Source organism: Streptomyces sp. NPDC004284, assembly GCF_042874035.1.
In the GTDB taxonomy this organism is placed as follows: Bacteria; Actinomycetota; Actinomycetes; order Streptomycetales; family Streptomycetaceae; genus Streptomyces.
The window spans coordinates 268,276-293,518 of record NZ_JBIAMJ010000006.1 but is presented as its reverse complement, the minus strand read 5'-3'; the positions used below and the strand labels follow the sequence as shown (position 1 = coordinate 293,518).

Here is a 25,243-nt window from a genome sequence, read left to right as displayed (position 1 = left end):
TGATCTTGTACGGACTCAACCGAGCGGGCCGATTCGAGCGGGGTGAGGGATATGGCGACCAAGGACACCGGCGGCGGACAGCAGAAGGCGACGCGATCCACGGAGGAGGTCGAGGAGACCACCACCGAGGCGAGCTCCGACCTCAAGGAACGCCAGGAGAAGCTGAGCGACGACGTGGACTCCGTCCTGGACGAGATCGACGACGTCCTCGAGGAGAACGCAGAGGACTTCGTGCGCTCCTTCGTTCAGAAGGGCGGCGAGTAGCCGCCCCACGCGCCTGTCGTCCTCCGTCCCCGGAGCCCCGGAGAAAGCCGTGGGTCCGGGGACGGATGACAAGCGGTGGCACGGGTAAGGTCCGTGCACAGCATTCAAGATCGGCTCGTGCAGCGCACGGCGGGCCGACTCTCCCACCCGGAAGGAATCGCGTGGAAGCCAACCCTCGTAGCACCGGGCGTCTGCCGGCGGCCTTCCTGACGCCGGGCTCGTCCTCGTTCATGGACTTCCTGGCGGATCACTCGCCGGAGCTGCTCCCGGGGAACCGGAAGCTCCCCGAGGGGATCGTCGAGGCGCCGCACGGCACCACCATCGTGGCCGCCACGTTCCCGGGGGGCGTCGTGCTCGCCGGTGACCGGCGGGCCACCATGGGCAACATGATCGCGCAGCGGGACATGCAGAAGGTGTTCCCGGCCGACGAGTACTCCGCGGTCGGCATCGCCGGCAGCGCCGGTCTCGCCGTCGAGATGGTCAAGCTCTTCCAGCTGGAGCTGGAGCACTTCGAGAAGGTCGAGGGCGCCACGCTCTCCCTGGAGGGCAAGGCGAACCGTCTCTCCACCATGATCCGGGGCAACCTGGGCATGGCCATGCAGGGCCTCGCCGTCGTGCCGCTCTTCGCGGGCTGGGACGAGAGCAGGGAGAAGGGCCGGATCTTCTCGTACGACGTGACCGGCGGCCGCTCCGAGGAGCACGGCTTCGCCGCCACCGGCTCCGGCTCGATCTTCGCGCGCGGTTCGATGAAGAAGCTGTACCGCGCCGACCTGTCCGAGGAGCAGGCCACCACGCTGGTGGTGCAGGCGCTGTACGACGCGGCGGACGACGACTCGGCGACCGGTGGTCCCGACCTGGCCCGCGGCATCTTCCCGATCGTCACCGTCATCACCGACGAGGGCTTCCGCAGGCTGACCGAGGAGGAGTCGTCCGAGCTGGCGCGTTCGGTCACCGAACGGCGTCTGGAGCAGCCGGAAGGACCGCGCGCCGCTCTGCTCTGACCTGTCTCGTCGCCCGTACAAGCCCTTCAGACCGGAAGAAAGGGACGGTAGCCGGTGTCCACGCCGTTCTATGTCTCACCCCAGCAGGCCATGGCCGACCGGGCCGAGTACGCCCGCAAGGGCATCGCCCGCGGCCGCAGCCTCGTCGTCCTCCAGTACACCGACGGCATCGTCTTCGTCGGTGAGAACCCCTCGCGCGCACTCCACAAGTTCAGCGAGATCTACGACCGGATCGGCTTCGCGGCCGCCGGCAAGTACAACGAGTACGAGAACCTCCGCATCGGCGGTGTGCGCTACGCCGACCTGCGGGGCTACACCTACGACCGGGACGACGTCACCGCGCGCGGCCTGGCCAACGTCTACGCCCAGACCCTGGGCACGATCTTCTCCAGCGCGGGGGAGAAGCCCTACGAGGTGGAGCTCGTCGTCGCCGAGGTCGGCAGCGAGCCGGAGGGCGACCAGATCTACCGGCTGCCCCACGACGGCTCGATCGTGGACGAGCACGGCTCGGTCGCGGTCGGCGGGAACGCCGAGCAGATCAGCTCCTACCTGGACCAGCGCCACCGGGACGGCATGTCGCTGGCCGAAGCCCTGAAGCTGGCCGTGCAGGCGCTCTCGCGGGACACCAACGGCACCGAGCGGGAGATCCCCGCGGAGCGCCTGGAGGTGGCGGTCCTGGACCGCACGCGCCCGCAGCAGCGCAAGTTCAAGCGGATCGTCGGCCGTCAGCTGTCCCGCCTCCTGGAGGCGGACGACGCGGCGGTGGCGAGGACGGACGAGCCCTCGGACGAGGCGCCCGAGGAGTAGTCGGTTCCGCCCCGAGGGGTCCCGGTCCGCTCGCGAGCGGACCGGGACCCCCCGGCGTTTTAGGGGGGCGGCGGCGGGGGGGGGGGGGTGCCCGCCCCCCCCCGGGGCGGGGCCGCCGGGGTTTTGGGGGGTCCCCCCCGGGGGGGCCGGGGGCCCCGGGCGCGGGCCCGGGCACCCCTCGGCGTTTTCGGGCTCAGGAGGCCGGTGCCGGCCCCGAGGAGCCACGGGGAACGAGGGCGACGGACAGGGCGACCGGCTCGGGCCGTTCGCCCGCCAGAACGGCGAGGAGCGCCTCCATGCCCCGCCGTCCGAACTCCTCGGCGGGCAGCCGGACCGTGGTCAGCTCGGGCTCCAGCACGGTCGCCAGGGCCATGTCGTCGAAGCCGGTGACCGAGAGGTCCTCGGGGACCCGCAGGCCGAGCCGGCGCGCGGCCTTGCAGACGCCGGCCGCGAGGATGTCGTCGTCGCAGATCACCGCCGTGGGCCGGGCGCCGGGGGCGGCGAGGGCCGCACCCGCGGCCTCCCAGGCGTCCGTGACGTTCAGCGGCGACCGCACGGTGCGCACCTCCGCGCCGCGCAGGGCGCGGGAGAGCGCCTCGGCCCGCACGTCGAAGGTCCAGGACGGGGCCGCGGACGCGAGGTGGAGGAAGCGGCGGTGGCCGAGGGCGAGCAGGTGCTCGGTGACCCGGCGCATGCCGTCGGCGACGTCGAGGTTCACATGGGCGGCGGCGCCCGGGGCGGCCGGGTCGCTGTCGAGCATGACGAGCGGGAGGTCGCCGCCGCGGAAGGCCTCCAGGGCGTCGGTCGCCATGGAGGAGGCGATGATGCCGTCCAGGGCGGCCTGCGCCGAGGCGAAGGGGTCGCGGGCGGGGCCCAGGCCGTCGGGGGAGGGGTAGAGCACGACGCCGAACCCGTGCTCCGCGGCCGTGGCGGCGGCGCCCGTGTAGACGTGGGCGAAGAACTCGTTGGTGAGGGCCGGGACGACCAGGAGGGCCGTGCGGGTGCGCCCGAGGCGGAGGTTGCGGGCGGCCAGGTTGGGGCGGTAGCCGAGCTCGGAGGCGGCCTCCCGGACGGCCCCGGCGGTGCGCTCGGAGACGCGGCCGCGCCACTTGCCGCCGAGGACCAGGGAGACGGTGGCCTGGGAGACCCCCGCGACCCGCGCCACGTCCCGGCTGGTGGGGCGGGTGCCGCCGATCGGTTCCGGGGTCTGCACACAAGCCTCCGCGTCGGACGGTTCCGGGGTGCGGGGTGGACCCGCGTACGGTCGACATGGTACGTATGACCTCGGACGTTATACGTAAAACCTCGGAGTGACCGGGGCAGAGGGGAGACCCACCATGGCCACCGAGGCCCCCGCGCACGGCGGCTATCTCGACATCCTCCGGGCCCCGCACGCCGCCCGGCTGCTCGCCGGGACCCTCGTCGGGCGCCTGCCCAACGGCACCGGCCCCATCGCCATGACCCTGTTCGTCCGGGACCTGGGCGGCAGCTACAGCCTGGCCGGCGGGCTGATCGCGGCCTACGGCGTCTCCAACGCCGTCGGACAGCCGCTCCTCGGCCGCGCCGTCGACCTCAAGGGCCAGCCCCGCGTCCAGCTGCCCGCGGCCGTCCTCTCCGCGCTCGGCATGGCCCTGTTCGCCCTCACCGGCATCGGCCACCTGGCCCTCGCCTACGCCGCCGTCGTCGTCGCCGGGCTCTTCACCCCGCCGCTCGAAGGCGGGCTGCGCGCCCTGTGGCCGAGCGTCCTGGGCCGCGAGGACCGGGTCCACCGGGCGTACGCGCTCGACGCGGTCGCGCAGGAGGTCATGTTCACCGTGGGCCCGCTCCTGGTGACCCTCCTGGTCGCCCTGTGGTCGCCCGCCGCCGCCCTCCTCGTCATCAACGTCCTGGGGGTCCTCGGCGCCCTCGCCGTCGTCCTCTCCGAGCCGTCCCGCACCTGGCGCTCCGCGGCCCGCGAGGCGCACTGGCTGGGGGCCCTGCGCTCGCCCGGGCTCCTCGTCCTCCTCGGCTCGTTCTTCTTCGTCGGCCTCGCCCTCGGCTCCATCACGGTCGCCGCCGTCGCCTACGCCGACGACCGGGGCGCGCCGTCCGTGTACGGCTGGCTGATGGCCGCCCTCGGCCTCGGCGCGCTGGCCGGCGGCGTCCTCTACGGCGCCCGGCAGTGGTCCGGGGCGCCCGAGCGGCGGCTGCGGGTCCTCGTGGGCCTCCTCGCGGTCTGCTACCTGCCGCTCATGCTCACCCCCGGCCCCCTCGCCATGACCGGCCTCTCGGTGCTCTCCGGGTTCTTCCTCGCCCCCGTCCTCGCCTGCGCCTTCATCGTGGTCGACCGGCACGCCCCGAGCGGCACGGTCACCGAGGCCTTCTCGTGGCTCGTCACCACCTTCGGCGTCGGCGCGGCCCTCGGCTCCGCCGTCGCGGGACCGGCTGTCGAACTGGCCGGAACGACGGCCGGGTTCGCCGTGGCCGGTGCGGGCGGTCTCGTCGCGCTGCTCGTCCTCCTGGCCACGGGGCGGGTCCTCCGCCCCGGTGGAACGGCGCGACACGCCGACGGCGAGACGGTTCTCACCGGCGTACACACCGAAAAGAACACGCACTGATCGGAAAATGATCGAAACGGGAACGTCCAACCCGGTTTCAGCGCACGCCGTCAGGCGTAATGTTCAGACATGGACCGCCGCATTTTCGGGCTGGAGAACGAGTACGGCGTCACGTGCACGTTCAGGGGACAGCGCCGACTGTCTCCTGACGAAGTGGCGCGCTACCTCTTCCGCCGTGTCGTGTCATGGGGCCGCAGCAGCAATGTCTTCCTGCGGAACGGCGCCCGCCTGTACCTCGACGTGGGTTCGCATCCGGAATACGCCACACCGGAATGCGACAACGTGACCGAACTGGTCACCCACGACAAGGCCGGCGAGCGCATTCTCGAGGGTCTGCTCGTCGACGCCGAACGCCGCCTGCACGAGGAGGGAATCGCGGGCGACGTCTACCTCTTCAAGAACAACACCGACTCGGCCGGAAACTCCTACGGCTGCCACGAGAACTATCTCGTCGCCCGCCACGGGGAGTTCTCCCGGCTCGCGGACATCCTCATTCCCTTCCTCGTGACGCGGCAGCTCATCTGCGGCGCGGGCAAGGTCCTCCAGACCCCGCGTGGCGCGGTCTACTGCGTCTCCCAGCGTGCCGAGCACATCTGGGAGGGCGTCAGTTCGGCCACCACCCGCTCGCGGCCCATCATCAACACCCGGGACGAGCCGCACGCCGACGCCGAGCGCTACCGCCGGCTGCACGTCATCGTCGGCGACTCCAACATGTCCGAGACGACCATGCTGCTCAAGGTCGGCGCGACCGACCTCGTGCTCCGCATGATCGAGGCGGGCACCGTGATGCGCGACCTGACCCTGGAGAACCCGATCCGGGCGATCCGCGAGGTCAGCCACGACATCACGGGCCAGCGCAAGGTCCGGCTCGCCAGCGGCCGGGAGGCCTCCGCCCTGGAGGTCCAGCGCGAGTACTACGAGAAGGCCGTGGACTTCGTCGACCGCCGCGGCATCCGCTCCGGCACGGTCGCCCAGGTCCTGGAGCTGTGGGGCCGTACGCTCGACGCGATCGAGAGCGAGCAGCTCGACCGGATCGAGACCGAGATCGACTGGGTCATGAAGTACAAGCTCATCGAGCGGTACCGGGCCAAGCACAACATGACCATGTCGAACCCGAGGGTCGCGCAGATAGACCTCGCCTACCACGACATCCACCGTCGTCGCGGGCTGTACTACCTGCTCCAGAAGAACGGGCAGGCGGCCCGCGTCTGCAACGACCTGAAGATCTTCGAGGGCAAGTCGGTGCCCCCGCAGACCACTCGGGCCCGGCTGCGCGGCGACTTCATCCGCCGCGCGCAGGAGCAGCGGCGGGACTTCACCGTCGACTGGGTCCACCTCAAGCTCAACGACCAGGCACAGCGCACGGTGTTGTGCAAGGACCCGTTCCGCTCCGTCGACGACCGGGTGGAAAAGCTGATCGCCGGAATGTGATCAGGTCGTATCGACCCGTCGGGCCCCGCACGTTCGGCGTGCGGGGCCCTCGACGTGACAGGAGGAACGCCTAGAGTGTCGGCACAACTACTGTGCCGTCTGAGATCTGAGGAACACGTGCGCCGACTTGCCGGCCTTCTCGTCGTCCCGCTGCTGCTGCTCTCCACAGCGGCCTGCGGCAGCGACGACAAGGGCTCCGATTCCGCCTCGATGACGAACGGGCTGCCCACCATCACCGCGGGGCAGAAGTTCGGGGAGAAGCCGACCCTCGCCAAGGGCGAGGGTGACCCGCCCAAGGAACTCAAGGTCAACGTCATCAGCGAGGGCACGGGCGCGGTGACGAAGAAGGGCGACGCGCTCTCGGTCAACTACCTGGGTCAGGAGTGGGACGAGACCACCCCCTTCGACAACAGCTTCGACCGCGGTCAGCCCTTCAACCTCACGCTGGGCGCCGGCCAGGTCATCAAGGGCTGGGACCAGGGCCTGGAGGGCCAGAAGGTCGGCAGCCGCATCGAGATCGGCATCCCGCCGGAGCTCGGTTACGGCGCGCAGGGCCAGGGCGACATCAAGCCCAACGCCACCCTCGTCTTCGTCGTGGACATCCTGAAGGCCGTGACGATCCCGAAGTCCGCCACGGGCACCCCGGTCGCCCAGGACGACAAGAACCTGCCGAAGGTCGGTACGAACACCGACGGCAAGCAGCCCTCGCTGACCGTGCCGAAGACCGACCCGCCGACCAAGCTCGTCTCGAACTACGTGCTGGAGTCCAAGGGCGAGGCCGTGAAGGCCACCGACACGGTCGTCGTGAACTACGTCGCCGCCCTGTGGAAGGACGGCAAGGTCTTCGACTCGACCTACACCACGGGCAAGCCCGCGAACTTCCCGCTCCCGCAGCTGACGCTGAAGGGCCTCAAGGACGGTCTGGTCGGCAAGAAGATCGGCAGCCGCGTCCTGATCGTCGCCCCGCCGTCGGAGGCGTTCGGCGACAAGGAGCAGCAGGGCATTCCGAAGAACTCCACGCTGGTCTTCGCCGTGGACATCCTGGCGAAGGTGTAAGACTGTCCCTTCGCGCGGTTCATCGTCGCGCGGTTCATCGGTTTGAGGAGCAGTTCAGTGAGCATCGAGAAGCCCGAGATCGACTTCCCGGGTGGCGAGCCGCCGAAGGACCTGGAGATCAAGGACCTCTGGGAGGGTGACGGCGAGGTCGCCAAGGCCGGCCAGTTCGTGCAGGTCCACTACGTGGGTGTGGCCTTCTCCACCGGCGAGGAGTTCGACGCCTCCTGGAACCGCGGCAGCGCGCTCGAGTTCAAGCTCGGCGTCGGCCAGGTCATCGCGGGCTGGGACCAGGGCGTCCAGGGCATGAAGGTCGGCGGCCGCCGCCAGCTGATCATCCCCGCGCACCTCGCCTACGGCGACCGTGGCGCCGGCAGCGCGATCGCCCCGGGCGAGACGCTGATCTTCGTCTGCGACCTCGTGGCCGTGAAGGGCTGACCTGATCCAGGTCCCTCCGAGGGCCCCCGCCGTTCGCGGCGGGGGCCCTCGGCTTTGGTCCCGACACCCCGGGGCGGTACGGTCGGACGTCGGAGAAGTGGAACCGGCGGAAGGGTGCGGGGCGTCGATGGCGATTGCCAAGTCCGAGCGGCTGATGAATCTCGCGCTGTGCCTGCTCGGGACACGTCGCCCGCTGAGCAAGCGGGAGCTCCGCGGCTCCATCGAGGCCTACATGGAGGCGAGCGGCGACGACGCCTTCAACCGCATGTTCGAGCGGGACAAGGACGACCTCCGCGAGCTCGGCCTGGTCATCGAGACCGTCGAGAACCTGGAGGGCGAGACGGGCTACCTCGCCCGCCGCGACTCCAACCGGCTGCCGCCGATCACCCTCGACGCCGAGGAGGCCGCCGCGCTCGGCCTGGCCGCCAAGGTGTGGCAGCAGGCCCGGCTCGCCGGGGCCGCCAGCGGCGCCCTCCAGAAGCTCCGCGCCGCCGGCATGCCCGAGGCGGAGGACTCGTACGAGACCCAGCCCAGCGCCCTCGAACCGCGCATCCCGGTCCGCGAGGCCGCCTTCGAGCCGCTCATGCTGGCCTGCCGCGACCGCCGGCCCGTCGTCTTCGACTACCGCAAGGCCAACGCCGCCCGCCCCGAGACCCGCCACGTCGAGCCCTGGACCCTCGAATGCTGGCGCGGCCACTGGTACCTGGCCGGCTGGGACCGCGACCGCGGCGCCGAGCGCGTCTTCCGGCTCTCCCGCATCACCGGCAGGGTCCGCTCCCGGGCCGGCGCCTTCACCGCGCCCGTGCCCGACGTCGTGACCGTCCGGGAGACCGTCGAGAGCTGGGCCGGCGAGACCGCCACCCGCTCCGCGCGGATCCGGCTCCGCGCCGGCTGCGGCTATCCGCTGCGGGCCCGCGCCCAGGCCGTGACCGAGGGTGACGACGGCTGGGACGATCTTGAGATCCCGTACGGGCACGGGCTCGACGCCTGGCTCGTCGAGTTCGGCCCCGACGTCGTCGTACTGGAACCCGCCGACCTGCGGGCCGATGTGGTGGAGCGGCTGCGCGCCGTGGCCAAGGGCTGAGGGGAAGACGTACCGCATGGCTGCCAACGCGATCGACCAGACGAGGCGGATGCTCTCCCTCGTCACCTATCTCCGTGAGCGCCCCGGCGCCCACGTCGCCGACGTGGCGCGCGCCTTCGGGATCACCGAGGACGAGCTGATCTCCGACCTGGACGTGCTGCCCATGTGCGGCACCAGCTTCCGGGGTGGCGACCTCCTCGACATCGACACCGACGGCGACCGGATCTGGTGGCACAACCCCGACGACGTCGCGGAGCCGCTGCGGCTCGCCGCCGACGAGGCGACCGCGCTGCTCGTCGCCGCCCGGGCCGTCGCGACCCTGCCGGGGCTCCGGGAGGGCGACCGGGACGCCCTTCTGCGCGCGACCGCCAAGCTGGAGGCGGCGGCCGGCGAGGCCGCCGGGGCCAGCGCCCGGCTCTCGGTGACCTTCGAGTCCGAGGGCGGGGTCTTCGCCGAGGTCGACCGGGCCATCTCGGAGCGCAGGCGCCTGTGGGTGCGGTACTACTCGCCCGCGCGCGACGAGCTCACCGAACGCGAGGTCGACCCGATCCGGCTCTTCGCCGTCGGCCACACCTACATGGAGGCGTGGTGCCGGCTCTCCGAGGCGCGCCGCACCTTCCGGCTCGACCGGGTCGTCGAGATCCGGATCCTCGACGAGCACGCGGCGCCGCCGGAGCTGGAGCTGCGCGACCTCTCCGAGGGCCTGGTCCACCCGTCGGCCGACGACCCGGAGGTCGTGGTCGAGGTGGGGCCCGGCGGACGCTGGGTCGCCGAGTACTACCCGCACGACCGGGCCGAGGAGCTGCCGGACGGCGGGCTGCGGATCACGCTGCGGACGCCGGACCCGGCCTCGCTGCGCAGGCTGGCGCTGCGGCTCGGCAGCGACGGGCGGATCGTCGCGCCGGCGGAGCTGGCCGACAGCGCGAGGACGGCGGCGGCCGCCGCGCTCGCCGCGTACGAGAACGTGTGACGTTCCCCGCGCCGGGGACGCTGATACTGACGTGATGCCAGAGTCGAGAGAGAGATGAGGGAGATGTCCGCGATGCATGATTTTGCGGCGTCCATGGCCCCGGTCCTCTTCAAGGCCGCCTGCCCCGACTGCCGCTCGCGCTTCGAACTCTCCGCGAGTTCCCTGCGCCTGGCCATCGGGGCCAGCCGCCGCACCACCTTCTACTCCTTCACATGCCCCGAGTGCGGCAGCTCCGTCCGCAAGCCCGCAGGCGAGCGCATCGTCGAACTCCTCACCGGCGGCGGAGTCCGCACCCTGCGCCTCCACACCACCGTCTGAACGACCCGTGCGCCCGTAACGTCTAGGCTCAGCACATGTTCTGGCCCATGCTCGCCATCGCCCTCGGCTTCCTCGGCATCGCCGTCCTCGGCGTCCTCGCCGTCAAGGTCTTCCTGGAGGTCCAGCGCCTCGGCCGTCAGGTGGCCCACACCACAGAGCGGATCCAGCGGGCCGCCGAAGAGCTCGAAACCGCCGCCGTCGGCCTCGCCCGGACCGGTGAGTCACTCCGCTGAGTCCGTGCCGTACGCTGCACGAAGCGGCCCCGGTCAGCTCCCGTGGGGCGCAATCGGGAGTATGCACGGGCATTGCCCCGCGTTTACTCCTGCGGGTTACGATCGCAGGCAGCGCGGTGGCCGGACGCATGTCCGACCCGCCGGGCACGCACTCCATGTCGCCTCGGTGAAGAAGGTAAACAGCTATGGGTAGGCTCGGCCCCACCGAGATCATCCTCATTCTCGTCGTCGTCATCCTCCTGTTCGGCGCCAAGAAGCTTCCCGACATGGCCCGCTCGCTGGGCAAGTCGGCCCGCATCCTCAAGAGCGAGGCCAAGGCGATGAAGGCGGACGACCAGCAGAGCGCCCCCGCCGACCCGCCGCAGGCCGGGACGCAGGAGCCCGCCGCGCGCACCATCCAGGCCGCTCCCGGCGACGTGACCAGCGCGCGTCCCGTGGCCGAGCCCTCGGACACCACCAAGCGCTGACCCGGTCCGCCGCGGCCGCCGCACCGTGCGGCGGCTGCCGCATGAGATGAGGACGTGGGTTGCTCAAGTCTGCCCGCAAGCAGGAGAAGGATCCCGAGGGCCGGATGCCCCTCGTGGAGCACCTGCGTGAACTCCGCAACCGACTGGCGAAGGGTCTCCTCGCCATCACGGCAGTGACGATCGTGGCCCTCGTGTACAGCGAGGAGCTCCTGAACTTCCTGGCGCGGTCGGTGCCCAGATGCCCTCCGGGCGTCACCAGCGACGGCGGCAACTGCGCGACCGTCACCTTCAACACGCTGATGGCCCCCTTCAGCACGACGATCCAGGTGTCCCTGACGGCAGGTCTCGTCGTCGCCAGTCCCATCTGGCTCTACCAGCTCTGGGCCTTCATCGCGCCCGGGCTGCACAAGAACGAGAAGCGGTACACGTACGCCTTCGTCGGCGCGGCCGTGCCGCTCTTCGGCGCGGGTGCCTACCTCGCGTACCTCATCCTCCCCGTCAGCGTGAAGGTCCTCATCAGCCTCACGCCCGAGGGTTCCGCGAACCTGCTGGCGCTGAACGACGTCCTCGACTTCACCCTGCGCATGGTGCTCGTGTTCGGCCTCGCCTTCGAGCTCCCGCTCGTCCTGGTGATGCTCAACCTCACCGGTGTCCTCTCCGGCCGCCGCATGGCCGGCTGGTGGCGCGGCGTGATCATGGGCGTCTTCATCTTCGGCGCCGTGATCACCCCGACCACCGACCCCGTCGGCATGATCGCCCTCGCCGGACCGATCACGATCCTGTACTTCGGGGCCGTCGCCTTCTCCCTCCTCAACGACCGGCGACGCAAGCGCGGCAACCCCGACGCCGAGCTCGACGACGACGAGGCCTCCTCGCTCGACCTCACTCCCGAGGCCGTCGGCGCCATCGAACCCGTGAGCGCCGCCCGTGCCCTGCCCGAGCAGGCCACCGGGGAGTACGGCGGGACGGGCGCCCAGCGGCTCAACGGGTACGACGACATCACCTGATCCCGTAGGGCCCCTCGGCTGGTCTTCCAAGGTCCCCCCGGACGCCGTCCGGGGGGACCTTCCTCGTGACCAGGGATTTCGCCCTCCGGAACCGAGCCCTCCACATCCCCTCGATAAAGATCGCGTCACTGTCACAGGTGGCGGGTAGGCTCGACAACAAGATGACAGAGGACCTCACACCAGCCCAGGCGTACGCGGCCGCCCTCGCGCGCAACGCCGAGCAGGCCACCGCACTGGCCCCCTTCCGCGAGCTGTACGACTTCGGACTGGACCCCTTCCAGATCGAGGCCTGCCAGGTGCTCGAAGCGGGGAAGGGCGTGCTCGTCGCCGCGCCCACGGGCTCCGGCAAGACCATCGTCGGCGAGTTCGCCGTCCACCTCGCCCTCACCCAGGGCCGCAAGTGCTTCTACACGACCCCCATCAAGGCGCTGTCGAACCAGAAGTACGCCGACCTCGTCAAGCGGTACGGCAACGACAAGGTCGGACTGCTCACCGGTGACAACAGCGTCAACGGCGACGCCCCGATCGTCGTCATGACGACCGAGGTCCTCCGCAACATGCTGTACGCGGGATCCCAGGCCCTCTCCGGCCTCGGATACGTCGTGATGGACGAGGTCCACTACCTCTCCGACCGCTTCCGCGGCGCCGTCTGGGAGGAAGTGATCATCCACCTCCCCGAATCGGTCACCCTCGTCTCGCTCTCCGCGACCGTGTCCAACGCCGAGGAGTTCGGCGACTGGCTCGACACCGTCCGCGGCGACACCGAGGTCATCGTCTCGGAGAGCCGCCCCGTACCCCTCTGGCAGCACGTCCTCGCCGGACGCCGGATGTACGACCTCTTCGAGGAGGAGACCGACCACGGCGGCCGCGGCGCGTCCCGGCGCGAGGTCAACCCCGACCTCCTCCGCCTCGCCCGCACCGAGAACACGCGCACGTACAACCCGCGCGAGCGCCGCCGCGGCAAGATGGTCCGCGAGGCCGACCGCGAGCGCGAGCGCCGCCAGCGCTCCCGCATCTGGACCCCCGGCCGCCCCGAGGTCATCGAGCGCCTCGACGCCGAGGGGCTGCTGCCCGCCATCACCTTCATCTTCAGCCGTGCCGGCTGCGAGGCCGCGGTCCAGCAGTGCCTCTACGCCGGACTCCGGCTCAACGACGACGAGGCGCGGCTGCGCGTCCGCGAGATCGTCGAGGCGCGCACCGCCGCGATCCCCACCGAGGACCTCCACGTCCTCGGCTACTACGAGTGGCTCGAAGCCCTGGAGCGGGGCATCGCCGCCCACCACGCCGGCATGCTCCCCACCTTCAAGGAGGTCGTCGAGGAGCTCTTCGTCCGCGGCCTCGTCAAGGCCGTCTTCGCCACCGAGACCCTCGCGCTCGGCATCAACATGCCCGCGCGCACGGTGATCCTGGAGAAGCTCGTCAAGTGGAACGGCGAGCAGCACGCGGACATCACCCCCGGTGAGTACACCCAGCTCACCGGCCGCGCCGGCCGCCGCGGCATCGACGTCGAGGGCCACGCCGTCGTGCTCTGGCAGCGCGGACTCGACCCCGGCCACCTCGCCGGACTGGCCGGCACGCGCACGTACCCGCTGCGCTCCAGCTTCAAGCCCTCGTACAACATGGCGGTCAACCTCGTCGAGCAGTTCGGCCGGCACCGCTCCCGCGAGCTGCTCGAAACCTCCTTCGCCCAGTTCCAGGCCGACCGCTCCGTCGTGGGCATCTCGCGCCAGGTCCAGCGGAACGAGGAAGGGCTCCAGGGCTACCGCGAGGGCATGACCTGCCACCTCGGGGACTTCGAGGAGTACGCGCGGCTGCGCCGCGACCTCAAGGACCGCGAGACCGAACTGGCCCGGCAGGGCGCCGCCCAGCGCCGCGCCCAGGCCGCGAGCTCCCTGGAGAAGCTCAAGCCCGGCGACGTCATCCACGTCCCCACCGGCAAGTTCGCGGGCCTCGCCCTCGTCCTCGACCCCGGCATCCCGGCCGGCCGGACCAACGGCCACCGCGGCTTCGAGCACCACGACGGGCCGCGCCCCCTCGTCCTCACCGCCGAGCGGCAGGTCAAGAGGCTCGCCTCCATCGACTTCCCGGTGCCGGTCGAGGCGCTGGAGCGCATGAGGATCCCCAAGTCCTTCAACCCGCGCTCCCCGCAGTCCCGTCGCGACCTCGCCTCCGCCCTGCGGAGCAAGGCCGGGCACATCAACCCCGAGCGCCACCGCCGGCAGCGCGCCGCGGCCGCCGACGACCGCGAGATCGCCCGGCTGCGCACCGAGATCCGCGCGCACCCCTGCCACGGCTGCGACGAGCGCGAGGACCACGCCCGCTGGGCCGAGCGCTACCACCGTCTCCAGCGCGACACCCAGCAGCTGGAGCGGCGCATCGAGGGCCGCACCAACACGATCGCCCGCACCTTCGACCGGATCGTCGCGCTCCTCACCGAGCTCGACTACCTGCGCGGGGACGAGGTCACCGACAACGGCAAGCGGCTCGCCCGGCTCTACGGCGAGCTCGACCTGCTGGCGAGCGAGTGCCTCCGCGACCGTGTCTGGGAGGGCCTCACCCCGGCCGAACTCGCCGCCTGCGTCTCGGCGTTGGTCTTCGAGGCGCGGCAGGCCGACGACGCCGTCGCGCCCAAGCTGCCCACGGGCAACGCCAAGGCCGCGCTCGGTGAGATGGTCCGGATCTGGGGCCGGCTGGACGCCCTCGAAGGGGAGTTCAAGATCAACCAGGCGGAGGGCGGCGTCGGCCAGCGCGAGCCCGACCTCGGCTTCGCCTGGGCCGCCTACCAGTGGGCCTCCGAGAAGAGCCTCGACGAGGTGCTCCGCGAGGCGGAGATGCCCGCGGGCGACTTCGTCCGCTGGTGCAAGCAGGTGATCGACGTGCTCGGCCAGATCGCGGCGGCGGCGCCCAAGGAGAACAGCACGGTCGCCAAGAACGCCCGCAAGGCGGTGGACTCGCTGCTGCGCGGTGTCGTGGCCTACAGCTCGGTCGGCTGACGGATCGTCGGTCGGCGAAGGGGCCCGTGGCGGGTGCGCCGCGGGCCCCTTGGCATGCTGCCGACAGGAGTTGTCCACAGGTCGTCGTCCACAGGGGTGGCGCGGGGACCGGCCCTTCCGCTTGCATGGACTCGCAAGCAGGGGACGTCGGTTGGGGAGGGGACGCGCAATGACCACGCAGGCCGGTCCGGACGCCGGGGAACGAGACGAAGGGCAGCCGAAGGGGCCGTCGGGGCGGGTGTCGGGGGAGTCTTCGGGGCAGCCGAAGGGGCCGTCGGGGCAGGCTTCGGGGGAGTCTTCGGGGCGGGCGTCGGGGCGTGAGCCGGGGCAGTCTTCGGGGCGGGCGTCGGGGCATGAGCCGGGGCAGGTCTCGGGGAGTGCGCCGGGCCGGTCTTCGGGGGAGACGCGGACGCCGCCGCCTCCGGTCTTCGCCGACGGGCCGCGGGGCGTGCCCCTCCTCGGCAACCTTCCCGCCTTCGGCAAGGACCCCCTCGCCTTCTTCGAACAGCTCCGGGAGCGAGGGGACTTCGTCCGCTGGCGCTTCGGCGGCAAGCGGTCCCTCTTCATCGCCCACCCCGACGCGGTCGGGGAACTCCTCACCGAGATCGAGCGCAGCTTCGACCAGCCGGACCTCGGCATCGCCTTCCGCACCCTCCTCGGCAACGGCGTCATCGTCTCCAAGGGAGCCGACTGGCGGCGCAAGCGTTCCCTCGTCCAGCCCTCCGTCCGCCCCAAGCAGGTCCGGTCCTACGCGGCGACCATGACGGAGTGCGCCGTCGACCTCGCCGACCGATGGGTCGACGGGCAGCAGGTCGACATCAAGAAGGAGATGGCCGCCCTCACCCAACTCATCGCGGTCCGCACCATCTTCGGTGTCGACACCGCCGCCGACGCCGACGCCATCGGGAGGGCGATGGACATCGCCCAGCAGGAGATCGGCGCCGAGTTCAGCGGCATCGGAGCGGTGCTGCCCGACTGGGTGCCCACTCCGGGGCGCGCCCGCATCAAGCGCGCGACCGCGGTCATCGACGCGGAGGTCTCCCGCGTCGTCTCCCGCCACCGGGACGGGGACACGGAGCGCCCCGACCTTCTCAGCCGGCTGCTCGCCGCCCGGGACGAGACGGGCGCGCCCCTCTCGGACCAGGAGATCCGCGACGAGACCGTCACCCTCTACATCGGCGGCCACGAGACCACCAGCTCCACCCTCGTCTGGGCCTGGTACCTCCTCTCCCGCAACCCCCGGGTCCGCGACGCCCTCACGGAGGAGCTCGACCGCGTCCTCGCCGACCACGAGCCCGGCCACGACGACTACGCCTCCCTCACCTACACCCAGGCCGTCATCAAGGAGACCCTGCGCCTCTACCCCACGATCTGGCTCCTGACCGGCATAGCCAAGGAGGGCGCCACCCTCGGCGGAGCTCCCGTCCCCGCCGGGACCCGCGTCTGGTCCAGCCAGTGGGCCACCCACCGCGACCCCCGCTGGTACGGGGACCCGGAGGCCTTCCGGCCCGAGCGCTGGCTCACCGGGGAGGACGGCGCACCGGCGGAGGAGATACCGGAGTACGCCTGGTACCCCTTCGGCGGCGGGCCCCGCGTCTGCCTGGGCACCCGCTTCGCCCTCGTCGAGTCCGTCCTCGTCCTCGCGGTCCTCGCCCGCCGCTACGACCTGGACCTCACCGCCGAGGAGATACGTCCGGTCCCCAGTCTCACCCTCCAGCCGGACCGCGACGTCCTGGCCACGGTCCGCGCGCGGAAGTGAGGTCCGGCCGCTCCTGACGGACGGTTATCGTCGCGGGATGGCTCAAGATCCCGAGAAGTTCGACACCGCGATGGACACCTGGCAGGAGTGGCAGGAAGCCCCCTGGGGCCGCCTGCGGTACACGCTCGCCGAGGCGAACCTCATGCGTCACCTCGGCGACGGCCCCGGGGGCGGGCCGCTGCGGATCCTCGACCTCGCGGGCGGTGACGGCGGTGACGCGATGCGGCTCGCCGCGCGGGGGCACCACGTCACCGTCGTCGACCTCGCGCCGGCGATGCTGGCAGCCGCCGAGGCGCGGGCCGCGGAGCGGGGACTGTCGGAACGGGTGACGTGCGTCCGGGCCGATGTCCACGCGCTGCCGGCCGACGTCGCCGCGGGCGGCTTCGACGTGGTGCTGTGCCACAACCTCCTGCAGTACGTGGACGACGTGCCCGGCACCCTCGGCACGGCGCTCGCCCCGTTGAAGGAGGGAGGACTGTTCTCCGTGATGGCGATCAACCGGCACTCGGCGCCCCTGAACGTCGCCGTCCGGCGACTGGACCCCGCCGCGGCCCTGGCCGCACTCGACAGCGACCGGCTCCGGACCGAGATGTTCGACTCCGAGCTGACCCTCCACACGGCGGAGGAGATCATCCCGGTCCTCGGCGACCTCGGCTGCCGGGACGTGCGGCACTACGGCATCCGCAGCTTCTGCGACTACCTCACCGACGACGCGCTCAAGTACGACCCGGCCTACTACGCCGACCTCGAACGCCTGGAACTCGCCACGACAGCCCGAGCCCCCTACATGCACACCGCCCGCCTCTTCCAACTGACGGCCCGCAGACGAACCGCCCTCTGACCGACCGCTCACCGACTCCCGGCCAGCGCCCCGGCCATGTCCCGCAGCTCCGGGGCACCCAGGACCCGGCCGGCGAAGCCGGGGAGGGGGACGTGGAGGAGGGACGTCCAGCGGTCGGGGACGGCGCCGGGGCCGTACACCGCGCCCGCGAGGGTGCCGGTCACGGCGGCGACGGTGTCGGTGTCGCCGCCCAGGTCGACCGCGGCGGCCAGGGCCTCCTCGAAGGAGGCCGTGGTGCGCAGTGCCCAGACCGCCGAGCCGAGGCAGGGCCAGACCGCCCCGTTGAACTCGGTCGCGTCGTCCGGGTGCCAGCCGGGAGCGAGTACGGTCGCCCACCGTTCCCGGTGCGCGGGGTCCACCTCGGCCAGCGTGGCGGGCACGGCGGCGAGCGGGTCCTCGCCGAGGAGGGCGACCCGGACCAGTTCGTGCAGGATCGCCGTGCCTTCCCAGGCTGCGCCGTCCCCGTGCGTCAGCGCGGCGATCCGGCGCGCGGCGGCCATCGTCTCCTCCCGCCCCCGGGCCGCGAAGTACACGGCCGAGGTCGAGGCCCGCATCAGTGAACCGTTCCCGGCGGCGCGGCCGTTGATCTGGAAGTGCAGCGCGGCCGCGACGTCCCAGGTGTCGCCGCTCGTCAGGACCTGCTCGGTCTGGAGCCCGATGTCCTTGGGGTCGGCCGCCGCCCAGCGCCGGAAGCGGTCGAAGACGTCCGGCAGGTCGAGGCCGCCCCGTTCGAGGAGCGACTCCCCGAGGAGGACGGCCATCTGGGTGTCGTCCGTCGCCTCGCCCGGGTCCCAGCCGCCGCCCCCGCACAGCTCCCCGACCCCGTCCGGGAACCGCTCCCGGAACACGCCGGGCAGCCCGAACTCGAAGGGCGCGCCCAGGGCGTCACCCACGGCGGAACCCAGTACGGCGCCCACGGCCCGGTCGATGTCCGGCATCCGGTCAGGGTAGACGGCCCGGGCGGAGCGGCGTCCTGTCGGAGTTCTCCGGTGCGGGGGTGGCGGGCATCGCCCGGGTGGGCAGGGGGCCGGTCATGCCGCGACCTTCTCGGTGGGGGAGGGGGTGGTGGGGGTGCGGAGGGAGAGGGCGGTGGAGGTGCAGGCCAGGAGGAGGATCGCGGCTGCGGTGGTGAGGGTGGTGGTGTCAGGGGCGGACAGGGCCTGGCCGCGGAGGGCCTGCCAGGTGAGGAGGGCGAAGGTCGCGGCGTAGGTGGCGGAGACGGTGAGGGTGAGGCGGAGGCGTATGCGCTCGTCGGCGAGGCGGGTGAGGGAGGGGAAGCGGGTGGCGAGGGCGGAGAGGGCGATCAGGAGGAGGGGGAGCAGTTGGAGCGCGTGCATGCCGAAGAAGTGGGGGACGCGCAGGTCGCCGCCGGTGGTGGCCCAGCCGGTGAGGGGCATCGAGGGACCGCCGTCGGGGACGCCGACGCTGTGGGCGCCCACGAGGGGCGGGTTGTCGGCGGTGAGCTGCTCGGGTGTCGGACGGACCATCAGGAAGCCGATGCCGGCGCCCGCCAGGGCGATGAGGGAGGACAGCCGGACGGCCCAGGCCATGGCCCGGTCGAGGATCCGGGCGCGGAGCAGGAGCACGGCGATGACCAGGGCGCCCAGCCACAGCACGACGACGGTGGCGCCCATGGTCTGGAAGACGGCGGCGTCGAAGGGGGTCGCCTGGTTGAAGTGGCTCTGGGTGCCGCGGATCACCTGGAGGGTGATCAGGGCCATCTCGACGACACTGGCGACGGCGATCACCGTCCCGGCCCACCAGCCGGCCCGTCGGCCGCGGGGGAGGAGCAAGAGCATCCAGGCCAGGGAGAGGCTGTAGGCGACGAACGAGACCGAGAACTTGAAGGGTTTCGTCCAGATGGGGACGCCGACCAGCATCCGGTCGTCGACGGCGATGCCGACGGCGGAGACGACGGCGAGCACGCCCATCGAGGCGGCGAACCAGACCAGTGGGCGGTGCAGCCGGGGCTGCGCGGCGGCGGGTGGGGTCGGAGAGCTCTGTGAAGACGTAGGAGGCGTAGAAGGCATAGAGGGTCCCCCGTGAAGTTATGGATAGCGGCACTTGCCGCTATCTGATAGCGCCACTATCTATGATGGGGGTCTCGGTCGGCAAGACCGAAAGAGGACCGGGAAGGTGAACACGCGGTGCGCATCGGAGAGTTGAGTCGTACGACCGGGGTGTCGGTGCCGACGATCAAGTTCTACGTACGGGAAGGACTGCTGCCCGCCGGGGAACTGACGAGCCCGAACCAGGCCTCGTACGGAGAGGCGCATGTGCGGCGGCTCCGCCTGATCCGGGCGCTCCTCGATGTGGGCGGCCTGTCGGTGGCGGGCATCCGTGACGTGGTCACGGCGGTCGACGACCCGGAGCAGCCGGTGCACGACGTGCTGGGCGCGGCGACCAAGCCGCTGGTGCCGCGCTACGAGCGCGAGCCCGGAGAGGGCATCGAGGAGGCGCGGAAGACGGTCGCCGGTCTGATCGCGGCGCGAGGCTGGCACGCCGACCCTTCAGGTCCGGCGTCGGAGGCCCTCGCGACGGCCCTCGTGGCGCTCGACGAACTCGGGCACGGCCGGTTCGTCGAGGTCCTGGACGCGTACGCGGAAGCGGCGGAGAGGGTGGCGCGGGCCGATCTGGACTACGTCGCGCGCCATGTGGCGCGGGAGGAGCTCGTGGAGAGCGCGGTCGTCGGCACGGTCCTCGGCGACGTGATCTTCTCCGCGCTGCGCCGCCTGGCCCACATGGATGCCTCGGACAGCACGTTCGGCCGGACGGCGCGGGGCGGGGGAGCGGAGTGACGAGGGGCCCGGGGCTTTCGCCGCCCCGGGCCCCTCGTCTCGGTTCTTCCGCTCGTCAGTTCTCCTGCTCGCGTTCCACCTGGTCGTTCCACTCGCGCTTCATCGCGCGCCAGCCCTCGTCCGTCTTGCCCAGGCGCCAGTAGCCCGAGATGGACAGGCGCTCGCGCGCCACGCCCCGGTCGAGCCGCAGGTGCCGGCGCAGCTCCTTCACGAAGCCCGCCTCGCCGTGGACGAAGGCGTGCACGTCACCCGCCGGGAAGTCCAGGGCCGTGACCGCCTCGACCAGCGCCGCGCCCACCGGGCGCTCGCCCCGGTGCAGCCACGTGACCTCTATGCCCGCCGCCGTCGCGAGCTTCTGCTCCTCGGCCGCGTCCGAAACCTCGACGAGGACGTGCGCCCGCGCGCCGGCGGGCAGCTGCTCCAGGGCCGCCGCGATCGCCGGCAGCGCGCTCTCGTCGCCCGCGAGCAGGTGCCAGTCCGCCGCCGGGTCCGGCGCGTAGCCGCCGCCGGGGCCGAGGAAGCGCACCGTCTCGCCCGCCTGGGCGCGCGCCGCCCACGGGCCCGCCAGGCCCTCGTCGCCGTGGACCACGAAGTCGATCGTCAGCTCGCGCTGGACCGGGTCCCAGGCCCGCACCGTGTACGTCCGCGTCGTCGGCCACTGCTCCCGGGGGAACTCCGCCCGGATCCGCTCCATGTCGAACGGCTCCGGATAGCCGACGCCCTCCGGGGCGAAGAGCAGCTTCACGTAGTGGTCGGTGTACGTGTCCGCCGCGAAGCCGTCGAGCCCGGGGCCTCCCAGCACGATCCGCACCATGTGCGGGGTGATCCGCTCGGTGTGCACCACACGTGCTTCGGTGGCCTTCGGTGCCTTGCGGGCCGGCTGCTCTGCCACGGGCTCTCCTGACTCTGCATACTTAGGTATGCCTAAGCTAGCATCCCGTGGCAAGAGGCGGCTCGAGCGGTGACGGACCGCCCACGGACCGTCCGTGGACTTCCCGTGGACCGCCCCTGTTCCGTGCGGTCCGCAGCCGTCCCCGCCGGGGCTCCAGGACCCGCCGGGGCTCCAGGACCCGCCGGGGCTCCAGGACCCGTCAGCGCTCCAGGACCGGCAGCAGGCGTCCCACCGCGCCCCCCAGGTTCCAGCGCTTCACCAGAGCCTCCAGGGCGGCAGGGTCGCGCGGAGCGGCCGGCAGGGCCGGGTCGAACTCCGGGAGCGGCACGTCGGCGGCGACCCGCACCACCGTCGGCGCCACGTCCAGGTACGCCGCCGCCTCCACGATCCCGCGCCGCTTCGCCGGCGTCAGCTTCGAGGCCGGGTCCTCCGCCGCCGCCCGGACGCCCGCCAGGTCCCCGTACTCCGTGATCAGCTGCGCCGCCGTCTTCTCGCCGATGCCCTTCACCCCGGGCAGCCCGTCGCTGGCGTCCCCGCGCAGCGCCGCGAAGTCCGCGTACTGGTCGGGCCGCACCCCGTACTTCGTGCGGATCAGCTCCGCGTCCACCAGGTCGCAGTCGCCGACGCCCTTGCGCGGGTACAGCACGCGCACGCCCCGGGCGTCGTCGACCAGCTGGAACAGGTCGCGGTCGCCGGTGACGATGTCCACGGGCCCCCCGGAGCGGCCCGCGAGCGTCCCGATCACGTCGTCCGCCTCGTACCCCGCCGCCCCGATCCGCGCGATGCCCAGCGCCGCGAGGACCTCCTCGATCACCGGCACCTGCGGGGACAGCGTGTCCGGGACCTCCTCCTCGTCCGGGCCCGTCTCCGTCTCCACGGCCACCCGGTGCGCCTTGTACGAGGGGATCAGGTCCACCCGCCACTGCGGCCGCCAGTCCTCGTCCCAGCAGGCCACCAGGTCGTCGGGACGGTGGTCCTGGACGAGCCGGGTGATGAAGTCCAGCAGCCCGCGCACGGCGTTCACCGGGGTGCCGTCCGGCGCCCGGACGGAGTCCGGCACGCCGAAGTACGCGCGGAAGTAGAGGCTGGCGGTGTCGAGGAGCATCAGGCGTCGCGTCACCCCCCGATCATGCCGCACCCCACCGACAGTCCCCCGCCTTCCGCGCGCCGACCCCTTCCCGGGCGCCCGCGTGACCCCCGTCACCTTCGCGTTTGCACCCGGTGAAGCCGGGCAGGGGCGGGCCCGGAGCGGAACCCGGTACGGGATTCAACGAAAAGGAATCCCGTACGCGACGGGCCCGCGGGCCGATCCCGCCCGCTCCACGGCCTGCCGCGCGGGGGTGGTGAGGCCGTTCTTCGTTCCTACCCGTGAGGTGCATGTGTCCAGGCTCCAGGCCGACCATCTGTACAAGGTGTTCGGCAGACGACCCGACGAAGCCGTCCGCAGGCTCGCCGACGGCGCCGACCGCGCGGAACTGCGCGCCGAAGGGGCGACCGCCGCCGTCGCCGACGCCTGCTTCACCGTCGAATCCGGCCAGATCTTCGTCGTGATGGGCCTGTCCGGCTCCGGGAAGTCCACCCTCCTCCGCATGCTCAACGGCCTGCTCGAACCCACCGCCGGCCGGGTCCTCCACGACGGCCGCGACCTCACCGCGCTCTCCCCCCGTGAACTGCGCGAGGTCCGCTCCACCAAGATCAGCATGGTCTTCCAGCACTTCGCGCTCTTCCCGCACCGAAACGTCCTGGAGAACGCCGCCTACGGCCTGGAGGTCCAGGGCGTGCCCCGCGCCGAGCGCGAGACCCGCGCCGCCGAGGCCCTCGGCCTGTGCGGCCTCGCCGGCTGGGAGAAGTCCTGGCCCGACGAGCTCTCCGGAGGCATGCAGCAGCGCGTCGGCCTGGCCCGCGCCCTCGCCACCGATGCCGACCTGCTCCTGATGGACGAGTCCTTCAGCGCGCTCGACCCGCTGATCCGCCGCGACATGCAGGACCAGCTCCTCGTCCTCCAGCGGCAGTTGAAGAAGACCATCGTCTTCATCACCCACGACCTCAACGAGGCCATGCGCCTCGGCGACCGCGTCGCCGTCATGCGCGACGGCAGGATCGTCCAGCAGGGCACCGCCGAGGACATCCTCGTCCGCCCCGCCGACGACTACGTCGCCTCCTTCATCCAGGACGTCGACCGCTCCCGGGTGCTCACCGCCGCCGCCGTCATGACGGAGCCCGAGTCGCCCGTCGCGCCGGAGGCCCCGGTCGCCGGCCCCGACACGCTCCTCGCCGACCTGTGCGCCCTCGCCGCCGAGGGCCCGCACCCGGTGGTCGTCCAGGACTCCGGCGGCTCCGCCCTCGGAGTCGTACGGAAGGAAAGGCTTCTCGCCGTGCTGGGCGGACTCGCGGCCCAGGAGGTGGCCGCCCGTGCCTAGGCTCCCCCTCGGCCAGTGGGTCGACAGCTCCGTCGACTGGCTCCAGGCCCAGTTCTCCTGGCTGTTCGACGCCGTCAGCACCGGCGTCACCGGTCTCTACGACGGCGTCGACGCCGTCCTGTCCGCACCCCAGCCGCTGCTCCTCGCCGGCATCCTCGCCGTCGTCGCCTGGTGGCTGCGCGGCCTCGCCGCCGGTGTCCTGGCCTTCGCGGGCCTCGCGCTCGTCGACTCGGTCCAGCTGTGGGACGAGGCCATGGCGACGCTCTCCCTCGTCCTCGTCGCCACCCTCGTCACCCTGGTGATCGCCGTCCCCCTCGGCATCTGGGCGGCCCGCTCGAAGACCGTCAGCACCGTCCTGCGGCCCGTCCTCGACTTCATGCAGACCATGCCGGCGATGGTCTACCTCATCCCCGGCATCATCTTCTTCGGCGTCGGCGTCGTCCCCGGCATCTTCGCGACCATCGTCTTCGCGCTGGCCCCGGGCGTGCGCATGACCGAGCTCGGCATCCGCCAGGTCGACGGCGAACTCGTCGAGGCCGCCGAGGCGTTCGGCACCACCCCGCGCAACACCCTGCTGCGCGTGCAGCTGCCGCTCGCCCTGCCCACGATCATGGCCGGCGTCAACCAGGTCATCATGCTCGGCCTCTCCATGGTCGTCATCGCCGGCATGGTCGGCGGCGGCGGACTCGGCGGCGCCGTCTACCGCGCCATCGGCAACGTCGACATCGGCCTCGGCTTCGAGGCCGGCGTGTCCATCGTCGTCCTCGCCATGTACCTCGACCGGATGACCGGCGCCCTCGGCCGCCAGGTCTCCCCGCTGGGCCGCCGCGCCGCCGCCAAGGCCCGCGCCGCGCTGAGCGCCAAGCGGCCCGGGGCGAGGCTCCGCGCCCACCGCCCGCAGCCCGTCACCGCCCTCGTCGGCGTCGTCGTCCTCGCCCTCGCCGCCGGAGGCATGAGCTTCCTCGGCGGCACCGGCGGCGCGAGCTCCACCGCCGCCTCCGGCCCGAACGGCGGCCACGGCAAGAAGGTCAGCATCGGCTACATCCCCTGGGACGAGGGCATCGCCTCCACGTACCTCTGGAAGGAGCTCCTGGAGCGCCGGGGCTACGAGGTCGAGACCAAGCAGCTGGAGGCCGGCGCCCTCTACACCGGTCTCGCGGGCGGGCAGCTCGACTTCCAGACCGACGCCTGGCTCCCCGTCACCCACGCCCAGTACTGGAAGAAGTACCGGAACAAGCTGGAGGACCTCGGCTCCTGGTACGGCCCCACCTCCCTGGAGCTCTCCGTCCCCTCGTACGTGAAGGGCGTCGACTCCCTCGCCGACCTCAAGGGGAAGGCCGGACAGTTCAAGGGCCGCATCGTCGGCATCGAGCCCAGCGCCGGGATGATGGGCATCCTCAAGGACAAGGTCCTCAAGGAGTACGGCCTGGAGGGCGAGTACGAGGTCGTCGACGGTTCCACGCCCGGCATGCTGGCCGAGCTGAAGCGGGCGTACGACCGCAAGGAACCCGTCGTCGTCACGCTCTGGTCCCCGCACTGGGCCTACTCCGCCCACGACCTGAAGAAGCTCGACGACCCCAAGGGCGCCTGGGGCAAGGGCGACGGCGTCCACACCCTCGCCCGCAAGGGGTTCGCCGCCGAGAACCCCGAGGTCGGCGCCTGGCTGAAGAACTTCTCGCTGACCGAGAAGCAGCTCACGGACCTCGAAGCCGTCATCCAGGAGACCGGCAAGGGCAAGGAGCAGCAGGCCGTCCGCACCTGGCTGGACCGGAACCCCGGCCTCGCGGAGAAGCTCACCCCGCAGTAGCCCTCCCTTCCCCGCCGGTCCTCACTGGCCGAAAACGGGTGGTCGCCGAACGTATACGGTGGC

24 protein-coding genes are annotated in these 25,243 nt (G+C 71.9%); 19 read left to right on the top strand and 5 right to left on the bottom strand.

The genetic code is table 11. The features are described 5' to 3' along the window. The first annotated feature begins 51 nt into the window (after window positions 1-51). From ACFYUS_RS18365 to prcA, 3 genes are all read left to right on the top strand, one after another. Entirely contained in the window at window positions 52-264 is a 213-nt protein-coding gene (locus tag ACFYUS_RS18365; protein WP_015032443.1) for a ubiquitin-like protein Pup, read from the top strand. Between the two features lie 161 nt (window positions 265-425). Next, window positions 426-1,265, top strand: coding sequence for a proteasome subunit beta (gene prcB / locus ACFYUS_RS18360; RefSeq protein ID WP_388852492.1), 840 nt, complete (start codon window positions 426-428; stop codon window positions 1,263-1,265). A 54-nt stretch (window positions 1,266-1,319) separates the two neighbouring features. After that, a complete protein-coding gene (gene prcA, locus ACFYUS_RS18355) occupies window positions 1,320-2,072 on the top strand; it encodes a proteasome subunit alpha (protein WP_388852489.1) in 753 nt (250 codons plus the stop codon). A gap of 193 nt (window positions 2,073-2,265) precedes the next feature. Here the strand turns inward: prcA and ACFYUS_RS18350 are convergent, their stop codons facing one another. Continuing rightward, a complete protein-coding gene (locus ACFYUS_RS18350; protein WP_388852486.1) occupies window positions 2,266-3,285 on the bottom strand; it encodes a LacI family DNA-binding transcriptional regulator in 1,020 nt (339 codons plus the stop codon). A gap of 124 nt (window positions 3,286-3,409) precedes the next feature. On the opposite strand from ACFYUS_RS18350, the gene ACFYUS_RS18345 reads away from it, so the two are divergent. The 13 genes from ACFYUS_RS18345 to ACFYUS_RS18285 all read left to right on the top strand — a co-directional run bounded on the left by ACFYUS_RS18345 (window position 3,410) and on the right by ACFYUS_RS18285 (window position 17,263). Then, entirely contained in the window at window positions 3,410-4,669 is a 1,260-nt protein-coding gene (locus tag ACFYUS_RS18345) for an MFS transporter (RefSeq protein ID WP_388852482.1), read from the top strand. Between the two features lie 69 nt (window positions 4,670-4,738). Further along, complete coding sequence (gene pafA, locus ACFYUS_RS18340; RefSeq protein WP_388852479.1) at window positions 4,739-6,100, top strand: Pup--protein ligase; 1,362 nt, start codon at window positions 4,739-4,741, stop codon at window positions 6,098-6,100. 117 nt (window positions 6,101-6,217) lie between these two features. Further along, window positions 6,218-7,156, top strand: coding sequence for an FKBP-type peptidyl-prolyl cis-trans isomerase (locus tag ACFYUS_RS18335; protein WP_388852476.1), 939 nt, complete (start codon window positions 6,218-6,220; stop codon window positions 7,154-7,156). A 57-nt stretch (window positions 7,157-7,213) separates the two neighbouring features. Continuing rightward, window positions 7,214-7,591, top strand: a complete 378-nt coding sequence (locus ACFYUS_RS18330; protein WP_189804520.1) for an FKBP-type peptidyl-prolyl cis-trans isomerase — start codon at window positions 7,214-7,216, stop codon at window positions 7,589-7,591. 127 nt (window positions 7,592-7,718) lie between these two features. After that, a complete protein-coding gene (locus ACFYUS_RS18325; RefSeq protein ID WP_388852473.1) occupies window positions 7,719-8,675 on the top strand; it encodes a helix-turn-helix transcriptional regulator in 957 nt (318 codons plus the stop codon). A 16-nt stretch (window positions 8,676-8,691) separates the two neighbouring features. Beyond that, window positions 8,692-9,645, top strand: a complete 954-nt coding sequence (locus ACFYUS_RS18320; RefSeq protein ID WP_388852470.1) for a helix-turn-helix transcriptional regulator — start codon at window positions 8,692-8,694, stop codon at window positions 9,643-9,645. A 54-nt stretch (window positions 9,646-9,699) separates the two neighbouring features. Beyond that, complete coding sequence (locus ACFYUS_RS18315) at window positions 9,700-9,963, top strand: hypothetical protein (protein ID WP_388852467.1); 264 nt, start codon at window positions 9,700-9,702, stop codon at window positions 9,961-9,963. 35 nt (window positions 9,964-9,998) lie between these two features. Next, entirely contained in the window at window positions 9,999-10,196 is a 198-nt protein-coding gene (locus ACFYUS_RS18310) for a hypothetical protein (RefSeq protein ID WP_388852464.1), read from the top strand. A 185-nt stretch (window positions 10,197-10,381) separates the two neighbouring features. Further along, window positions 10,382-10,663 (top strand): Sec-independent protein translocase subunit TatA, encoded by a 282-nt coding sequence (gene tatA / locus ACFYUS_RS18305; protein WP_388852461.1) that lies wholly within the window; start codon window positions 10,382-10,384, stop codon window positions 10,661-10,663. Window positions 10,664-10,722: 59 nt separating this feature from the next. Then, window positions 10,723-11,670: a twin-arginine translocase subunit TatC gene (gene tatC / locus ACFYUS_RS18300; RefSeq protein WP_388852458.1), complete on the top strand. Its 948-nt coding sequence runs from the start codon at window positions 10,723-10,725 to the stop codon at window positions 11,668-11,670. A gap of 161 nt (window positions 11,671-11,831) precedes the next feature. Continuing rightward, complete coding sequence (locus ACFYUS_RS18295) at window positions 11,832-14,663, top strand: DEAD/DEAH box helicase (RefSeq protein ID WP_388852455.1); 2,832 nt, start codon at window positions 11,832-11,834, stop codon at window positions 14,661-14,663. Between the two features lie 448 nt (window positions 14,664-15,111). After that, window positions 15,112-16,422 (top strand): cytochrome P450, encoded by a 1,311-nt coding sequence (locus tag ACFYUS_RS18290; RefSeq protein ID WP_388852452.1) that lies wholly within the window; start codon window positions 15,112-15,114, stop codon window positions 16,420-16,422. A 37-nt stretch (window positions 16,423-16,459) separates the two neighbouring features. Then, window positions 16,460-17,263 carry a class I SAM-dependent methyltransferase gene (locus ACFYUS_RS18285; protein ID WP_388852449.1) on the top strand — a complete coding sequence of 268 codons (804 nt, stop codon included), beginning with the start codon at window positions 16,460-16,462 and terminating at the stop codon, window positions 17,261-17,263. A gap of 8 nt (window positions 17,264-17,271) precedes the next feature. Here the strand turns inward: ACFYUS_RS18285 and ACFYUS_RS18280 are convergent, their stop codons facing one another. After that, entirely contained in the window at window positions 17,272-18,201 is a 930-nt protein-coding gene (locus ACFYUS_RS18280) for an ADP-ribosylglycohydrolase family protein (RefSeq protein WP_388852446.1), read from the bottom strand. A gap of 93 nt (window positions 18,202-18,294) precedes the next feature. Further along, complete coding sequence (locus tag ACFYUS_RS18275; protein WP_388852443.1) at window positions 18,295-19,194, bottom strand: hypothetical protein; 900 nt, start codon at window positions 19,192-19,194, stop codon at window positions 18,295-18,297. 216 nt (window positions 19,195-19,410) lie between these two features. On the opposite strand from ACFYUS_RS18275, the gene ACFYUS_RS18270 reads away from it, so the two are divergent. After that, window positions 19,411-20,061 (top strand): MerR family transcriptional regulator, encoded by a 651-nt coding sequence (locus tag ACFYUS_RS18270; protein WP_388852440.1) that lies wholly within the window; start codon window positions 19,411-19,413, stop codon window positions 20,059-20,061. A gap of 55 nt (window positions 20,062-20,116) precedes the next feature. Here the strand turns inward: ACFYUS_RS18270 and ACFYUS_RS18265 are convergent, their stop codons facing one another. Then, window positions 20,117-20,953 carry a siderophore-interacting protein gene (locus ACFYUS_RS18265; protein WP_388852437.1) on the bottom strand — a complete coding sequence of 279 codons (837 nt, stop codon included), beginning with the start codon at window positions 20,951-20,953 and terminating at the stop codon, window positions 20,117-20,119. 199 nt (window positions 20,954-21,152) lie between these two features. Then, window positions 21,153-22,058, bottom strand: a complete 906-nt coding sequence (locus ACFYUS_RS18260; RefSeq protein WP_388853010.1) for a 5'-3' exonuclease H3TH domain-containing protein — start codon at window positions 22,056-22,058, stop codon at window positions 21,153-21,155. Between the two features lie 274 nt (window positions 22,059-22,332). On the opposite strand from ACFYUS_RS18260, the gene ACFYUS_RS18255 reads away from it, so the two are divergent. Then, window positions 22,333-23,373, top strand: coding sequence for a glycine betaine/L-proline ABC transporter ATP-binding protein (locus tag ACFYUS_RS18255; RefSeq protein ID WP_388852434.1), 1,041 nt, complete (start codon window positions 22,333-22,335; stop codon window positions 23,371-23,373). Further along, a complete protein-coding gene (locus tag ACFYUS_RS18250) occupies window positions 23,366-25,180 on the top strand; it encodes an ABC transporter permease/substrate binding protein (protein ID WP_388852432.1) in 1,815 nt (604 codons plus the stop codon). The genes ACFYUS_RS18255 and ACFYUS_RS18250 overlap by 8 nt, the downstream gene beginning before the upstream one ends. Window positions 25,181-25,243: the final 63 nt, after the last annotated feature.

Excerpts from the sequence above, each read along its gene's own strand:
- ACFYUS_RS18365 (WP_015032443.1), top strand. The coding sequence starts at position 52 with ATGGCGACCAAGGACACCGGCGGCGGACAGCAGAAGGCGACGCGATCC.
- ACFYUS_RS18345 (WP_388852482.1), top strand. The coding sequence starts at position 3,410 with ATGGCCACCGAGGCCCCCGCGCACGGCGGCTATCTCGACATCCTCCGG.
- pafA (WP_388852479.1), top strand. The coding sequence starts at position 4,739 with ATGGACCGCCGCATTTTCGGGCTGGAGAACGAGTACGGCGTCACGTGC.
- ACFYUS_RS18325 (WP_388852473.1), top strand. The coding sequence starts at position 7,719 with ATGGCGATTGCCAAGTCCGAGCGGCTGATGAATCTCGCGCTGTGCCTG.
- ACFYUS_RS18320 (WP_388852470.1), top strand. The coding sequence starts at position 8,692 with ATGGCTGCCAACGCGATCGACCAGACGAGGCGGATGCTCTCCCTCGTC.
- ACFYUS_RS18315 (WP_388852467.1), top strand. The coding sequence starts at position 9,700 with ATGAGGGAGATGTCCGCGATGCATGATTTTGCGGCGTCCATGGCCCCG.
- ACFYUS_RS18310 (WP_388852464.1), top strand. The coding sequence starts at position 9,999 with ATGTTCTGGCCCATGCTCGCCATCGCCCTCGGCTTCCTCGGCATCGCC.
- tatA (WP_388852461.1), top strand. The coding sequence starts at position 10,382 with ATGGGTAGGCTCGGCCCCACCGAGATCATCCTCATTCTCGTCGTCGTC.
- ACFYUS_RS18295 (WP_388852455.1), top strand. The coding sequence starts at position 11,832 with ATGACAGAGGACCTCACACCAGCCCAGGCGTACGCGGCCGCCCTCGCG.
- ACFYUS_RS18285 (WP_388852449.1), top strand. The coding sequence starts at position 16,460 with ATGGCTCAAGATCCCGAGAAGTTCGACACCGCGATGGACACCTGGCAG.
- ACFYUS_RS18280 (WP_388852446.1), bottom strand. The coding sequence starts at position 18,201 with ATGCCGGACATCGACCGGGCCGTGGGCGCCGTACTGGGTTCCGCCGTG.
- ACFYUS_RS18275 (WP_388852443.1), bottom strand. The coding sequence starts at position 19,194 with ATGGGCGTGCTCGCCGTCGTCTCCGCCGTCGGCATCGCCGTCGACGAC.
- ACFYUS_RS18260 (WP_388853010.1), bottom strand. The coding sequence starts at position 22,058 with ATGCTCCTCGACACCGCCAGCCTCTACTTCCGCGCGTACTTCGGCGTG.